Origin of the sequence: Mesorhizobium sp. M5C.F.Ca.ET.164.01.1.1, assembly GCF_004792125.1 — a bacterium.
GTDB lineage: Bacteria > Pseudomonadota > Alphaproteobacteria > Rhizobiales > Rhizobiaceae > Mesorhizobium > Mesorhizobium wenxiniae.
This window is the reverse complement of the sequence record NZ_SRTG01000002.1, coordinates 440,700-456,389: the sequence shown is the minus strand read 5'-3', so window position 1 is coordinate 456,389 and position 15,690 is coordinate 440,700. Positions and strand designations below refer to the sequence as shown.

The following is a 15,690-nucleotide window of genomic DNA, read 5'->3' as shown; positions in this document are numbered from 1 at the left end:
CACAGGCGTCGACTGCAAGAATGGTGCTCGATGAGTGCATGGCCGACGGCGCCTGCGTCGAAGCCATCATCGCCAGACTGGCGCTTCGCTTCGAGACGGGAATCGATGCCGCAGAATTGGCCGATGTGGCGCTGGATATGTGTTCAGCCGACCTTCGAAAACGAGACAGACTGGAGCGGATCGCCGATCTTCTTCGTCATAGGCCTGATATCTTTGCCATGCTCCGTGAGACAGGTGCGGCCGTTCGCCACGAGCGCGATGGGTGGGAAACTGACGCCGCGGTGGTCAGGCGGCTGGCCGCCAGCTTTGATGCAGCGGCGACGGTTTCCCTGGCGGCGAGCGTTCAGCTGTCTTCGTTGGGAGACGAGGAGAAACTCACCGCCGCCACCGACGAGATCGTCGCATGGCTGGAAAGGCAAGGCTTCACCGGCACCGACCGAACCATTCTGGATATTGGTTGCGGTATCGGACGTTTCGAAAGCGCGCTCTCGGATGCAGCGCACCGGCTCGTCGGCATCGACGTATCCTCAAAGATGATTTCGGTTGCTCGTCGGCGATGTGCCGGGCTGCGCAATGTGGACCTGCGGTCGACCTCTGGTCTAGATCTTGCCGATTTCAGCAACGCAAGCTTCGATTGCGTGCTGGCTGTCGACAGCTTCCCCTATCTAGTGCTGGCGGGCCTGGCGGAGCGGTATTTCAAGGAAATTGCGCGTGTTCTGAGAACGTCAGGCATGGCAGCACTTCTGAATTACTCCTATCGCGGACCGCCGGCGCTGGATCGTGCCGATGTTCACCGCCTCGCCGAAGCCCACGGCATGCAGGTCGTGGTTGACGGCGAGAAGCCTTTCCGGCTGTGGGATGGCAATGCCTTTCTTCTTACTGCATCCGACGGAACATTACGGCCCAATGATTGTTCGGGCGTCAAATAGAAAAAGCACCTGTGAGTGCCCACAATCCGAAGGAGGACTAGATGGCATCCGGCGGTAGACATCACCTCTGCCGTCAGGGTAAAGGCTCCGGCGCCCGCGCGATGACCGATTTGCCCAAGGACAAGGTCGAGGAAACGCGGCTTTCTTCTCCAACAGAGCCTAGGAAGCAGCACACCGAGCGACGCCGGCTCGATGGCAATCGGATCAATTCCGATCAGTATCACGCCGCAGATCGGCTCTCTTAAGACTGACTGTTGCAGCCGCTAACGCGAATCATGACCAGTGGCAGTTGAGGTCGCGAGAGTCGAATTATCGAGCGCACCCGGCAAGATTGCCGGGGAGAACCGGAGGGGAAAGCATAGCTTCCCCGACGAGACTAGCGGCTTCGAAACAATGCTGTGCAAGGGACGGCGCTGACTGCTGGGACGGCGTGTGGAGTCCTTGCAAACGCTGATTGCTGTCACCACACTGGTGAAGGGACCAATTCGTTAAGAGAACACTATGTCTCGCTCGAGCGACGATACAATCAGCCCGCAACTCCGGCTGGCAATAGACCGGCAGATTGCAACTCTGCTGACTGCCATCGAGCAGGAAAAGGTCCCCGACCGCTTGACCAACCTCGCGGTTCAATTGCAGAACGCGCTTGTCGAGAAGCGTCGATGCAAAGCGAAGAAAGAGGACTAGCTATCGACGCCTGTCGACTGCGAAGTTTCCCTGTGCTTCGGACAGGTGATTGCGTCTTTCTACCAATGTCTGCAACGAACTTTCGCCTAGGTATTCCAGCACGCTGGCGCGCGCTCGGTTGAGCCGGCTTTTTACCGTTCCTACCGCGCAACCGCAAATTTCGGCAGTTTCTTCGTAGCTGACACCAAGAACCCCGATCAGCATCAGGACCTCTCGCTGATGTTCCGGCAACATCTGGACCGCGCTGTAGACTTCCTTGCTCTGAACGGACCACTCCTGCGTAGCTTCCGAAATCGGGATCAGAGAGGCACAGTCAAGCAGGCCGGGTTTTTCCCTATCGGCGGCCTTGATGCGCGTATAATAGGTGTTGCGCATGATGGTGAAGAGCCATGACTTCATACGCGTTCCCGGCTCGAACTTATCGATGTTGGCGAGCCCTTTGGTTAATGTCTCCTGGACCAAGTCATCGGCATCGTCAGGAACACGGCAGAAACTGCGCGCAAAAGCTCGCAAGGCAGGTATCAGGTCAACGATGGAAACTTCATCCGTTTCCCGGTTGGCCAAGGCATAGCCCCTGGAGGACAATGGTCCAGCTCCCAGCAAGAAAGAGTTGATGAACGCAGACCTAGCTAAATGCATGAAGGTTTGGATCGTTCCGGACATAGAAATAAGTCGCTAGAAAATCTTGGATTGGCCGAAATACGCGCAGGCCGTGCGTTTTGGGCTGAGCTGGTAGCGGCGAATCCCCGCCCGCCTTATCGGAGCGGCCAAGGGAAATGTCCCCGCCCTTTCATCGATTTCACCTCGCAAGCCGAGCCGCTTCTGGCCAAGGCAGGTGCCGATGCGGATGAAGACTGATAAGTCTGATAAGGCTGATAAGGTTGGAATAAAAGAGACGGCTAAGCAATTGTCCAGGCCTGCCGGAAGTTGCGGCTGTCGGCGCGACAGGCGGCCGGCAAGCTCCGGCGCCGGTGCATGCAGGCCATCTGTATGGTTACGGGAGCCGCGGCGACCAAGTGGGCGGAAGCATCCCTTTCGCTCGGGAGTCACCTTATGACCGGTCGTTGCTCTTAGCCGCTTCCTCTCGCCGCTTTTTCAGCACTTCGTCGGTCCCAACCAGCTTTTTCGCCCCGCCGGAGATCGCTGTGGACACCACGGCCGGCGGATCGCTCGCGGGAAAGGAATCCTCAAGTCCGGCCTGCAACTGGTCTTCCAAGGTCTTCGGCTCTTCCGACCGACCAAGTGTCCTACGGGTTTCTGCTTCCTCCAGCGGCTGTTTCATTTTCGGCGAACAACTGACCTCTCGAACGCAGGCGTAAAGCTGTTCGATGGCAAATTCCTTCATTGTCTCGAAATCGGCCCTTTCATCATTCATCGCCTCGATCTGATCGACCATAGTCTTCTCGAACCGGTCAAGGCTTTCGCTTCCGCAAGCCTGGCAAAGACGCAATAATGCTTCGTGGAGCACTTTCGGACCAAAATAAGCAGACGCTTCGAGCTTGAGCCGCTGCAAATGCTCTGGAGTTACCGCCTGAATTTTTGACATATGCAGCCCTTTCGCCTGACGAGTATATCAACGGCAATGGTCGGCAGATGTTCCATTCACCCGGCACTGATGCGATAGCTCTTGTTCAGCGAGCCGCCGCTATCGCTGCAACGCATACTGGTCGACGCGATTTCTGGCCTGTAGATGCGGCAAACTGCGGTAACGTGCGACCGGGATGGTTTGAGCGCTTGGTTGAGAATGCCGCAAGCGCGAAAATGCCGGTGGCTATCGGTCATTCGCAGCGGCGGGTGTCTACCTCCGTGCTCGGCCGTCTTCGAGTTCGAGCGTCGAATCGAAGTAAGTCATCCAGCGCGTATCGTGGGTCACAACGCAGATCGCGACATTGCGACTGTCCGCCAGATGCCTGAAGACCTTCATCACCATCTCCGCCCGCGTCCCATCCAGCGCAGCGGTGGGTTCGTCGGCCAAAATGACGGTTGGATCATTAGCCAGGGCCCTCGCGATCGAAACGCGCTGCTGCTCGCCGCCGGAAAGCTGGGACGGATAGTTGGAGCCGCGATGTCCCATGCCCAACGCATCGAGCAGCCTCGCGGCTCGCATCTGGGCCTGCTGTCGGCCGACATCGTTGACGTGCATGGCGATGGCGACGTTCTCGGCTGCCGTGAGAAAAGGGATCAAATTCGCCTTCTGGAATACAAAGCCAAGATGGGTCCGCCTGAAGGTCCGCAGCTCGTTGAGCTTAGCACCGGGACGCGAAATCACCTTGCCGTCGAACAGAACCTCTCCGGTAGTCGGAGCCTCCAGCAGGCCGGCGATCATCAGCAGTGTCGTCTTGCCCGAGCCGCTGGGGCCAACGATGCCGCTAACGGCGCCCGGGCTCAAGGTCAGCGAACCTTCAGCCAGCGCGGTGACCGGAGAGCCCCCGCTCTCATAGACTTTGCTGGCGCTGCGGACCTCCAGCGTGGCGAGGCGGCGCTGCGACATCAGGCCAGCACTTCCTGGGCACGGACCGCGAGCGCACGACGGATCGCAAACCAGCTGGCCGCAAGGCTGAGCGCCATGAGCACCAACGACAACACGCCAAGGTCGGGTTGGGTGATCAGCACGGTTCTCGGGAATCTCGGATAGATCGTGAACGAGATGGCGATGGCCAGAACGAGGCCGCAAAACCCGATCATCCCCGCTTGCTGCGCGATCATGCCGATGATCACCCTGTCACGAGCCCCAATCAGCTTCAAAAGCGCTATCTGCGCGACCTTCTCGATCGTCATCGTATAGATGGTCAGCGCTATGACGGCGCAGCAGATGAGCAGCGTCATCGTCGTGAAAGCCAGGATCTGGACGCGGAGCTTGCCGAGGCGGCCGTCCAGCAAAAGCGTTTCCTGGTCCTGTTGAGTCAGGACCTCGACATCACCCCAGCGCTTGATCGCGTCCCGCACGACCTCCTTGTCGGCGCCCGGGAGAGTTTCGACGATCACCGCGGCGACACTTCCGGAATCGTCGCCGAGACCCATGCGGGTCTTGCCCTTGGCGGCGCGGTTGAGGAGGATCGCTTCGCTGGGCAGCAGCTGATTGATGACCTGCGCGTCCGGGATGGTGACGAACAGCAGGCCGTCGCCACCCATGTCGACCTGCCCGGTCGACACGCCGACAATCGTATAGCTGTCCCGTCCAAGCCGGATCTCGTCGCCAACAGCCAGGCCGAGCGTTTTGTCGGCTATGGCCTCGTAACGATTCGATTGGACGTGACGGCCCGCCGTCAATGGTATCCAACTACCACTGTCGCTTGGATAGTCTACTCCGGTGACCGACATGCGCAGGGGAGCCCCGTCGACATCGAACTGCTGATTGTATTGGATGAACCGCCGCGTCGCCGCAACGCCGGCCACGCCGGCCACACGGCGATCGAGATTGGCCGGAACGGCGGAAGATTCGGCGAACGGTCCGGACTTTCCCCCTTCGACGACCCAGAGGTCGGCACCAATGCCATCGATCACGATGAGTGCTTCGTAGACGATGCCGCGATACATGCCCAGCATGCCGATCGTCGCCGCCATCAGCAGGCCAACGCCGAAGACAGTCAGGACGAACCTCAACAGGTTGTGCCTGATATCTTTGATCGCGAGGTTCACCCGCCTGATGCCTGTATGTTGACCGCCTGGTACTGGAAGCGGCCTGTCGGACTGAGTACCACATCCCCGACTTTCAGGCCGCGCGTGATCTCGATATCGGTACCACTGGAATAGCCCAGTGAAACGGGCGCCCAAAAGGCCCGGCTTTCGCGGGCAACCCATAGACCCACCCGCCCCTGGTTCCTGGCTAGGAAACGCTGTGGCACGGCGATGCCCGGCGATGGCGATTCCGCTTCGATGATGATGCTCGCACGCTGCCCAACCGCCCAGTTCGCAGGCACCTCGTCCAGTTTCAGATCGACCGTGAACTCACGCGTCTCCTGGTCGACCTGCCGGCCGATCCGCAGGATCGAAGCGGCATAGGGCCGCTGCGGATTTGATGAGAACGTGACCTTCGCGACCTGCCCAGGCCGAAGTGACCCCATTGCGGATTCATCGAAGCGTGCAAAGACCAGCAATGATTTCGGATCGACGATCTGCATCAGTTCGACGCCCGGCGAAAGCAGGTCGCCGACTGTGCGACTGCGGGAAACGACGACACCGTCAACTGGGGAGCGTATGGAGGTTTCGCCGACGCGGCTCCGCAGTTGCTCGACCTCGGCGGCCGAGGCCGCGGCCTGGGCCTTTGCACGCTCGATGGTAACAGTCGCTCGCGCCAATGCGGCCTCAGCCTGCTTGTGGGTGCCCTCGACGAGGTCAAAGTCGGATTTGGAAATCGACTTGCTGGCCAGGAGGAGCTTCCTGCGCCCCAGATCGGCCTGAGCGGTGCCGGCGGCGATGGCCAGCCGGTCGCGCTCCAGCTCGGCCTCGCGCACGCTCTCCGCAGCGGCCCGGTCGTTGGCGACCGCGGCGGCAAGCTGGTACTCGAGTTCGGTCGCGTTGAGGGTGGCGAGTATATCGCCTGTCTTCACTTCGTCATTCCGATCGACGCGGACCTCGGCCAGGAACGCCTGGATCCGTGCCGTCACGACAACCTGATTGGTCGCGCCAAGCAGGCCAGGCCCGGCGATCTCACGCGCGATCAGCCTTTGCTGGGCGACATAGGACTCGACCTGAGCAGGCCAGATGTACCATCCGGAAAAGAGCCCGACTGCCGCCAGAACGGCAAACAAGATTAAGATGAAGCGAACCACGTGCCTTTACCCGCACCGGCTTCGGCCGGCCCCGTCAACCCAAGAATCGCGCAATACTACACCGCCGCCTGCTCGACGGCATCGACTGTCGATTGGCCGGCCACCAGCCGTTCGATGACCTCCCGCAGAATGTCATGCGCCTCCGCATCGTCATAGCCAAGCAGATCGTATGTCATGAACAGACCAAGACCGGTCCCGCTCGGATAGGTACGCAGGTCTAGCTCGCTGGTGCGTGGCTTTTCTCGCCGCATGTCAGGCAGGGGCGTTACTTTGAACATGCCGAGGTCGAGCTCGCCGGTTGCATTGGCCCTTTGAAGCGGGGCCGACTGCGTGGCCTGCGTCCATCTTTCGACCGTCTGGGTGCCGACGACGAAGAGGGAAGTGTAGGACCCCTTGGCCACGACATCGTCATGAACGTCCCCGAAGTAATTCGAATCCATGAAGGGCGCGAATTGGATGGCCTCGTCGATCCCTTCTCCGATGGAAACGGCGAGTGCTTCGAGCGTCTCGTACCGGGACAGACGCACGCGTACGGGCACGTCCGAGGCGACGAAGTTGACGTAGTTCTCCAGCCTCCGGTCGTGGCGCAAGGCAGCTGGGATCTGCAGGACCATATCATCGACGCCACCCCGCACACCAATGGTGTGTGCAAAGGCCGCGATGATCATGGCCGTTTCCGTCGTGCCGGCTGCCCTGGCACGCTTGCGCAGCATATCCTGCTGGTCGCCGGGTATCGAGAGCGTCACGCCCTCGCCGAGGCTGCAATCGACCAGATTGACATTCGTCCGCCGGCCCTTCGCCTTGCGCCCCAGATTGGGAATATCCGGCAAGGGCTCGGCGAATACCTTGCGCAGGAATGCGTCGCGCCGTTCGAACGAGCCGGGTTTTCCGACATGGTCAAAATCCCGGATGAACCGATCGATGCTCATTTCCACGGGATCAAGCGGCAGGCCGAGATAAGCCTTGACTGTCTCCTCGACGATGAGGCCGAGAGAATAGCCGTCAACGACGAGATGATGTGCCTTGGCGACGATTAGGTCGCACTCGGAGCCGAACCGGATGACGGTGACACGGAACATCGGTGCCTCAATGTCTATGCGCTCCTGCGCAAGTTCCGTTGCGCGCTCCATTGCTTCGGCCTCGTCGGCAACTTGCTCGACCCTGAAGAACTCCGTCGGCGTCCTTTCCAGATATGCGCCGTATCCAGCCCCCTTGCGGAAGAACCGGGTTCGCATCACCTCGTGGCGCGCCATGATCGTTTCGATCGCTCGCCTGAGACGTTCGGCGTCCATCTGCGGCCGGATCTTGAACTCTTTGCTCACCAGGAACGCGGCACGGGCATGCGCAGTCGCGTCCGGATGTTCCTGGAAACGCAGCAATCCCAATTGCGTGCTGGTCACCGCAATCTCTCTTTCGACGTTGGGCACGCCATCGAGCAACGAGCGCTCGACGTTCACGCTTGCACTCGGCTGGCCGGACCACTCGCGCACCCTCCAGAGCATTGCCTCGGGCACCAGGGGGCCTGACGTTTCAAGCTGGGAGGAGAGCTCGCCGAGAAACTCATCGAGCAGCAACCGCGCCGTTGCTTCCTCGACGACGTCGAGATCCACGGTCAGCCGGCAGACAACAGCGGCTTCGCTGACCGCTGCGGACAATTGGATCTCGTGCGCGGATGCGGCAATCGCGTCGAGAGGATGGACGAGAGCGGCGAGCGCGGTAACTTGGCTCCCATCGAGGAAAGCGAAGCCGAATTGGCGCAGCGAAATGTGGCGAACGCGCAGGTCCTCTTCGAGCGCCAGTTCCAGGGACGACGTATCCATTGACCGGTGCGCGTGACCGTTTGCGTCGGCGCGCTCGACCTTCCTGAGCAGATCGTAACCGGGTTCATCCATGGCTCGCAGGACAACCGGGTAGGACCCGTCCAGGGGGCCTATCAATCCGTTTGGTGTCCCCTCCCCGCGCTCGCTATACCAGCGGTCGACGACCAACGACCGGCGGGAGAAGCGGTTTGCCAAGGTTTTGGCATAGGCGGTCAGGAAGCGCGCGGCCAGCAGCTCCGATTTCGGCGCGAACGCTGCGGCGGGAAGCGTGATCTCCAGCAACCCGACACGGCCCCGGTTCGATCCCATACCGGCGGGAGACGCGGCGCGACTGCGGCCGGGTATCGGTACGATCGCAGGCGCGTAGTGAAGGATCTCCTTCCAGTAGGCGAGATCGCGACGGTACTCGCTCGATCCAGGAACCGGATGGACCCTGCGTGCGTGGTCGGCAAAACTGGGCCTGGCATCGACCGCTTCCTCCTCGTCTTGCGCGAGCAGCGCGAGCAGAAGATGAACCGACAAAGCGTCGGCAGCCGCGCGATGAGCCCGGACTTGTAGCTCGTGACCGCCATCCTGCCGCTGCCACGCACCGATGCGCCACAGCGGACCAGGGAACGCGACATCGCCCAAACGACCGCCCGGCGAAAGCACTTCAACAACAAGTTGGGCCTCGAAGCCGATCTCCACCGCGCCGGACGCCGATGTCGCACCCGTCATCCGGAGCGCATCGTGGCTCTCGACCAGTCGAGCCAGTCTTGACGCAAGCGTGGCCAGCGACACGCCAGGCGCGATGCTCGTCTCGACCAGGATCTGATTGTCAGCCTTTGCGACGGCCGACGACATCGGCCGTCCATCCAGCATCATCGCATGGACCTGGCGGCCAAGAGGCCGGAAGGCTTCCTGCACTGCAGCGGCGTCGGAACTCACTTGTGCGGCCGAGACCAGCAACGCGGACGCCTTGAGCTTCGCCTCAAAGGCGGACGCCACGAGACGGGCGAGCCCCGCGATAGTCGGCGCCTGCAGGAACTTGGCGACAGGGATGTCGACTTCGACCTGGGCCTCGACGCGGTTCTTCAGCTCGAACGACGACAGAGAGTCGAGACCGAGTTCGCTGAGCTTGCGGTCATCAGCCAGGGCGATTGCCTCGACCTTCAGGACTTTCGCCACCTCGCGCCGGATCATGTCCGCAAGCAAGTCGTCCCACGCCTCGCGTGGCGCGGCCGCCAGCTCGGCCTGAATGCGAGACCGCCCTCCGGTTCTGTCTCCAAGCAGCGGCGAAATCCTCGGGTTCGTCGCCGCGCCCGGGTTCGTACGTGCGATCGCGGCCCAGTCGATGTTGGCAAAGCCGAGGTTCTCCGATCTGGCGCGCAACAGATAGGACAAGGCTGCCGCCGCTTCGGAATCCTGCACAGGCTTGATGCCGACGCTGTCGAGATAGTTGGTCATTGCTTCCGACCTGGCGACGAAACCACTGCCGGCGATCATGCCCCAGGCCGCGGAGGAGCCGGCCAAGTTGCGACCTCTGCGATACGTGGCGATTGCGTTCAGAACAGAGTTGGCCGCCGTATAGTTGGCCTGCCCCGACGAACCGATAACCTGCGCGATCGAGGAGAAATTCACGAAGAAGTCCAGGGGAACATCATGTTCGACGACGGCGACGTGCAGGTTCCATCCGCCGGTTATCTTCGGCCGCAGCACGCGGTCGATCTTGCCTGCATCGAGCTGCGAGACGAAGGCATCCTCGATCACCGCAGCGCCATGCACGATGCCGCGCAGTGGGGCGTCTCCCGCAGCATGTTCCTCGATCAGCCTGTCGACGGCTGCTGCATCGGTCACGTCCAAAGCCGCGCGAATGATCCGCGTGCCGCGTTGCTCCATTATATCAATGGCTGCAGCCGCTTCGGCATCGGGAACACCGCTTCGATTGGCAAGGATGATGGTTCCCGCGCCCTTTTGACTCAGCCAATCGGCGATTGCGACGCCGAAGCCCTTGAGTCCACCGGTGACGAGGTAGGAGGCCTGAGCGGAGACGGCGAACTGTGCGCCGAGGTCAAGTTCGATGTCCACGGAAGGTTCGTCGAAAGTGACGATCACCTTGCCGATGTGCAGCGCTCGCGAAAGCATGCGCATGGCTTCCGCAGCACGCGATGCCGGGAAACGGCTCGCCTCCAGCGGCTTGTAAGCCCCGGCGGCAACCTTTGCCTCCACCTCCGCCAGCAATTGCCTGAAGAGCTTCTCCCTCTCCACGGGTAGCGTCGAGAGATCGATGACCGAATAGGCGTTGTTGCGATAGAGCGAGCGAAGTCCGATCGGCTTGTCGTCGGCGAGATCGCGCTTGCCGATCTCGACCATGCGGCCGAACGGCGCCAGGCACTCGAGGCTCTTGTCGATGCCATTGCCAGACAGCGCGTTCAACACCACGTCGACGCCGCGGCCGCGCGTCAGGGAACGCACCTCGTCGGCGAAATCGAGGGCGCGCGAGTTCATGACCTCGTCCACGCCCCATTTCTTCAGGAAGGCGCGTTTCGTGTCGCTGCCGGCAGTGCCAAAGACTCGAGCGCCTACGTCATGCGCGACCTGGATGGCGGCGAGGCCGACGCCACCCGAAGCCAGATGGATGAGGGCGGTTTCGTCCTCCGCCAATCTGCCGATATGCGTGAGAGCGTAGTGAGCGGTAAGGAAGGCTGTCGGGAGGGTCGCGGCCTCGATCAGATCGATGCCGTCGGGCACGCGCATGGCGAGATCCGCCCGGATCTTGGCGAAGCGTCTGAGATAGCCCTTGCCCATGCCCATGATGCGATCGCCGGGCTTGAGATTGGTCACCCGATCACCGACTTTGCGAACGGTCCCGGCGAACTCCAGCCCGAGATTGCGCCAATACGCCTCGTCATTCTCCAGTTCGTCCGGCAGGATGCTGGTAGCCGCCATAATGTCGCGGAAATTCAGGCCGACCGCGGCGACCTCGACCATGACCTCGTTCGGCGCCAATTCGGGATCGGCGATTTCGCGCAGTACTATGTTGTCTATGGTGCCGGGTCCCGTCATGGTGACGGCGAAGTTGGAAGAATCCCGCGCGGTCTCCAGCGTCCGCCGCGACGGCGCGACTTCGTGCAAAGCCAATTGTTCCAGACGCGGGACATAGCGTTCGGCGCCGCGCAGGACGAATTCCGTTTCTGCAGTTTCCTCCAGCACGGCGTCCGAAGTCGTTATCCCTGACTGCAGCGACCTGGTATCCGCATCGATAAGACGGATGCTCAAGCCCTTGAACTCGTTTGCCATTGTGCGAGAAATACCGATCAAGGCGCTCTCGCTCAGGCCGGAAAGGCTCATCGGCTGGTCACCTTGCATGAGCCGGCTGCCGGACGTGAAGACAACCAGTTCGGGCCGCGGTTCGGACGAGCTGTGCAGCCGGTCGACGACCTTTCCAAGTGTGATGAACTGGTGGACGACAGGCGTAATCGTGGCGAGAAGCGCGTCCCCGCCTGCTTTTTCGTCGAGCGTCTCGGCGACGGCGGCGCTGAACAGGATGCCACCCTTCCCATCCGATTTGGTCATGAATGCCCGGATCGTGGCGAGCGCTTCATCCGAATCGAGATTCAAGAACGGCGCGGGATTTGCGACTTCGACCGTCACTCCGCGGCTGACCAACTCGGCCAATGTGGCTTCCAGACGCTGCGTTCCGTCACCCACCACCAGCCAGTGAGCACAACGCAATGAGGGTGCTGCGGGTTTGGCTTCCTGCTTCTCGAAATGCTCCTCGAAAACGCTGGAGACGGAGCCGGCGCCCTGTTTGGTCCGGCCGACCCTGACCTTGCCCAGCGCCTTTGTCTGCAGGTTGTCGAGAACGATCAACGGCTGCCCTTCCGGCGAGAATACACTGAACCGAATCGAGTACGGATCGAGGCCCGGCCGGATGTCGACGATCACGTCGGGTGTCATCGGGGCGCTCAGCAGGATCTTGCGCGCCCCGGTCGGCAGGCGCAGCTGGTACTGGGCCTTGTCTTCATTCGCCGGCGGCAGCGGTTCACCAGGAACCCACACGCCGTCTTTATGCGAAGCCAGGCCGATGCCGGCCTGGAGCACGGCGTCCAGCAGTCCGGGAAAGGCGAAATACTGCTTCGACAGGTTGGGATCCTTGCTCGACAGCCTGGCAACCAGGCGGTCGCCGATGATATCGAGCGCGCTCACTGACTGGAAATAGGGGCCGTATTCAAGGCCGTGCCGTTCGGCGAGACGGTAGAATTCCGTCTTCTCGACAAGGCTTGGGCGATCCCGCAGGAGGTCAGCGGGAGCTGGTGCAAGTTCGTATTTGTGGCTGAAGCCATAGGCCTCGGCACGCGCCCTCCAGCCGTCTTCCGAGTCCCGATGGAGCGTCGAGATGCGCAGCCTGCTACCGATCGGATCGAACGTCGTCGTGACCAGTATGACGTCGTCCTCGGCGATGGAAAGCGCTTCGTACAGTTTGAAATCGCGCAGCTCCACGGACTCGGATCCGAAATGGTCGCGCAGCGCGGCACCCATGATTTCGATGTAACCGACGGCCGGGAACAGGCAGTCGCCGCTGACGCGGTGGTCAGCCAGGAATTTGAAGCCTCTGAGCGTAATTTCGTTCGTCCAGGACGGTCCCGCCGTGAAGTCGCGCCATCCAAGCAGAGCGTGCCGGGGCGCCTCGAACAGGAAGCTCTTGGTCTCCTCGGACGTGTTCAGCAGGCGCTGGTTGTTCCAGGGTAGTTTGGGAATGGCCAACCGACCGCTCGATGGTTTCGGCCGGTGGAATTCGACACCGGCAACGCGCAGGCTGCCCTCGGCCCGCGCCAGCGTCCAGAAATCATCAGTTTTGCGATCGAGCGAGTTCACCGCGGCGACGTCTGCCCCGCGTTCCTGCGAAATGCCTCGGATGAGCGGCGTCAGCGTGCGGTGCGGACCGACTTCCAGGAAAGTATTGATGCCGAAATCGAGGGTGAAGTCCAATGCCTTGGTAAAGCTGACAGGTTGGCGCAAATTGGCCCACCAGTAGTCAGCGTCAAACTTTGTTTCGAATATGCCGGTGACAGTCGAGATGATCGGCAGGCGGCCTTCCTTCCAGGCAACCGGACCAAGTTCGCCGAGGAACCATTCCTTGCAATCTTCCAGATGCGCGCTGTGCCACCCGAAATCCATGGTCATGCGGCGGGCCGTCGCGTCGGGATAGGCTTCCGCGACCTTGGCCAGCAGGCCAAGCACCGCGTCCTCCATGCCGGAGATCGTCTGAGCGATCGGGCCGTTATAGGCAGCAATGACGACGCTTTCGTCGTCGGGCAGGAAAGGCTCGAGCTGCTGGACCGTCAGCCCTATCGTGGCCATTGCACCGCGCCGCTCGCTTTTCAGCGGTATGAGGCCGCGTTTGGCAATGATGCGGGCCGCCGTCTCGAGATCGATGACGCCTGAAACATACGTGGCCGCGACCTCGCCGAAACTGTGACCGATCAGAAGCTCAGGCCGCACGCCGATCTTCATCCAGCGCTCGTAGAGCGATATCTGTGTGGCGAAGATGGAGGCCTGCGTGACATCGGCATCGTTGATACGGGTCTTCGTCTCGTCCCGTAGCATCTCCTCGACGGTCGACCAGCCGACCATCGGACGCAGCACCTCGTCGAACATCTCGGCCGTTCGGCGAAACGTGCGGTCTTCCTTCAACAGGCGGCGCGCCATGGCCCACCACTGGCCGCCCTGGCCCGAGAAGGCGATGGCGAGCCGACGGTTGGAGGAGGCCCTGCCGGTGATGATGGTCGGCCCTTCCGCGTTCTGCTCAACGGCTCCTTTCGCCAATGCGCGCAGCTGGGTCTGGAGCGCGGTGCGCTCTGGCTCGACGATAAGCGCGGCCCGTTGGGCGAAGTTATCGCGCGCGCTGCTCAAATGGGCATTGATGTCTTCGACAGGCGTCTCCGCCAGGGAGCCCCCCTCCTCCAGAGCATCCGCCAGACGGCCTGCCCACAGCTCCAGTCCCGCCGTGCTGCCGGCCGAGATCGGGACGGCTATCGGATGGCCGGCTATTACCGGCCTTGGCGCACGATTGACGCTCGGCGACAGTCCCCGCCATCCTTCCACGGCGATCGAGGCATTGGTTCCGCCGAAGCCGAACGAGTTGACCACCGCCATGGCCGGTCGGCCGTGATGGTCGATTGGCGTCGGCTTCGTTGCTACGGCGATGTTTAGCGCGTCGAAGGGAATGCTCGGGTTCGGGCGCTCGAAATTCCGGTTCGGCAGCACGATGGCATGGTTCGCCGTCAGCACGGTCTTGATGAAACCAGCGATACCCGAAGCGGATTCGAGGTGGCCGAGATTGGGCTTGAACGATCCGACATAGGCCGGCTTTGGCCGTGAATTCACACCGAACACGCGGCCGATGGCAGCCGCCTCGATCGGATCCCCGACCGGCGTGCCGGTTCCATGTGCCTCGACATAGTCGACATCCGCCGGATCGATGGAAGCGCCTTCTACGAGCGCCTCCAGCATCGCTTGCTGCGCTTCCCCACTCGGAGACGTCAGGGTTGGCGTATATCCGTCCTGATTGACCATCGAATGACGGATCACCCCATAGATCCGGTCGCCATCCGCAATTGCGCGGTCGAGCGGCTTCAGCAATACGAAGCCGCAGCCTTCGCCGCGAACGAAGCCGTCCGCCCTTTCGTCGAACGTGTAGATGCCGCCGGTCGGCGAAAGCATATTGGCGCTGGAGAATGCGATGAACGGACCTGGATCGAGCATGCAGTTGACGCCGCCTGCCAGCGCCATGTCGCAGGTGCCCGTGCTCAGGTGACGCACTGCCTGGTCGATAGCGACGAGCGCCGACGAGCATGCCGTGTCGACGGCAATGCTCGGCCCTTTCAGATCGAAGCGGTGGGAGATTCGATTAGCTGCGATCGAGAACGCCGAACCCGTGCCGGCAAAGATATCTCCGCCACCGACACGTCCGCGGCGAAGGTTCTGCGCGAAATCGTTGGTCGAGATACCAAGGAATACACCGGTGCGTGCGCTACGCAGATCGGCCAATGTGCGGTGGGCGTCCTGGACGGCCTCGAACGCCACTTGCAGCGCCAGGCGCTGCTGCGGGTCCATCGTTGTCACCTCGCGGGGCGACATGTCGAAGAAACTCGGGTCGAAGCCGAAAACATCGCTGGCAAGAAATCCGCCCCAGCGCGTCCGCATCTTTCCCCGCGCATCGGGCTCCGGATCGTAGAAGGCGTCGACGTTCCAGCGGTCCGCCGGGATATCAACGATGCCGCAGTTCTTCTCCAAGAGAAAGTTCCAGTACGATTCCGCGTCCTGGATCCCTCCAGGGAACCGGCAACCGATCCCGATAACCGCGACTGGCTGTGTAGAATCAATGACGTGCTGAGGCGCATCGCCCCCACGATGAATGTTCATGCCCAGACCCCCGCCTAGTTATGCACCGTGGGTTGCACAACCCACGGTGCATTTAAATGCATGTCCTTGCGGAAGCTC

General features: G+C 61.6%; 8 protein-coding genes. 2 read left to right on the top strand and 6 right to left on the bottom strand.

What is annotated here, in order from left to right:
• Positions 1 to 38 precede the first annotated feature (38 nt).
• Positions 39 to 929 carry a class I SAM-dependent methyltransferase gene (locus EN807_RS18860; protein ID WP_246684216.1) on the top strand — a complete coding sequence of 297 codons (891 nt, stop codon included), beginning with the start codon at positions 39 to 41 and terminating at the stop codon, positions 927 to 929.
• A gap of 41 nt (positions 930 to 970) precedes the next feature.
• A complete protein-coding gene (locus EN807_RS18855; RefSeq protein WP_135936206.1) occupies positions 971 to 1,174 on the top strand; it encodes a hypothetical protein in 204 nt (67 codons plus the stop codon).
• Between the two features lie 439 nt (positions 1,175 to 1,613).
• Here EN807_RS18855 and EN807_RS18845 read toward each other — a convergent pair whose 3' ends face one another.
• From EN807_RS18845 to EN807_RS18820, 6 genes are all read right to left on the bottom strand, one after another.
• Positions 1,614 to 2,177 carry a sigma-70 family RNA polymerase sigma factor gene (locus tag EN807_RS18845; RefSeq protein WP_127317178.1) on the bottom strand — a complete coding sequence of 188 codons (564 nt, stop codon included), beginning with the start codon at positions 2,175 to 2,177 and terminating at the stop codon, positions 1,614 to 1,616.
• 487 nt (positions 2,178 to 2,664) lie between these two features.
• Complete coding sequence (locus tag EN807_RS18840) at positions 2,665 to 3,159, bottom strand: hypothetical protein (protein ID WP_135936205.1); 495 nt, start codon at positions 3,157 to 3,159, stop codon at positions 2,665 to 2,667.
• 252 nt (positions 3,160 to 3,411) lie between these two features.
• The gene (locus tag EN807_RS18835; protein ID WP_127317149.1) at positions 3,412 to 4,104 is read right to left on the bottom strand and encodes an ABC transporter ATP-binding protein; all 693 of its coding nucleotides are present in this window, start codon (positions 4,102 to 4,104) and stop codon (positions 3,412 to 3,414) included.
• Positions 4,104 to 5,216 carry an ABC transporter permease gene (locus tag EN807_RS18830; RefSeq protein WP_246684215.1) on the bottom strand — a complete coding sequence of 371 codons (1,113 nt, stop codon included), beginning with the start codon at positions 5,214 to 5,216 and terminating at the stop codon, positions 4,104 to 4,106. The genes EN807_RS18835 and EN807_RS18830 overlap by 1 nt, the downstream gene beginning before the upstream one ends.
• A gap of 32 nt (positions 5,217 to 5,248) precedes the next feature.
• Positions 5,249 to 6,385: an efflux RND transporter periplasmic adaptor subunit gene (locus EN807_RS18825; RefSeq protein WP_135936203.1), complete on the bottom strand. Its 1,137-nt coding sequence runs from the start codon at positions 6,383 to 6,385 to the stop codon at positions 5,249 to 5,251.
• 56 nt (positions 6,386 to 6,441) lie between these two features.
• A complete protein-coding gene (locus EN807_RS18820) occupies positions 6,442 to 15,612 on the bottom strand; it encodes a type I polyketide synthase (RefSeq protein WP_135936202.1) in 9,171 nt (3,056 codons plus the stop codon).
• Between the last annotated feature and the right edge of the window lie 78 nt (positions 15,613 to 15,690).

What these genes read in the sequence shown, in the direction of transcription:
- EN807_RS18860 (WP_246684216.1), top strand. Translation starts at nt 39, where the DNA reads ATGGCCGACGGCGCCTGCGTCGAAGCCATCATCGCCAGACTGGCGCTT.
- EN807_RS18855 (WP_135936206.1), top strand. Translation starts at nt 971, where the DNA reads ATGGCATCCGGCGGTAGACATCACCTCTGCCGTCAGGGTAAAGGCTCC.
- EN807_RS18840 (WP_135936205.1), bottom strand. Translation starts at nt 3,159, where the DNA reads ATGTCAAAAATTCAGGCGGTAACTCCAGAGCATTTGCAGCGGCTCAAG.
- EN807_RS18835 (WP_127317149.1), bottom strand. Translation starts at nt 4,104, where the DNA reads ATGTCGCAGCGCCGCCTCGCCACGCTGGAGGTCCGCAGCGCCAGCAAA.
- EN807_RS18820 (WP_135936202.1), bottom strand. Translation starts at nt 15,612, where the DNA reads ATGAACATTCATCGTGGGGGCGATGCGCCTCAGCACGTCATTGATTCT.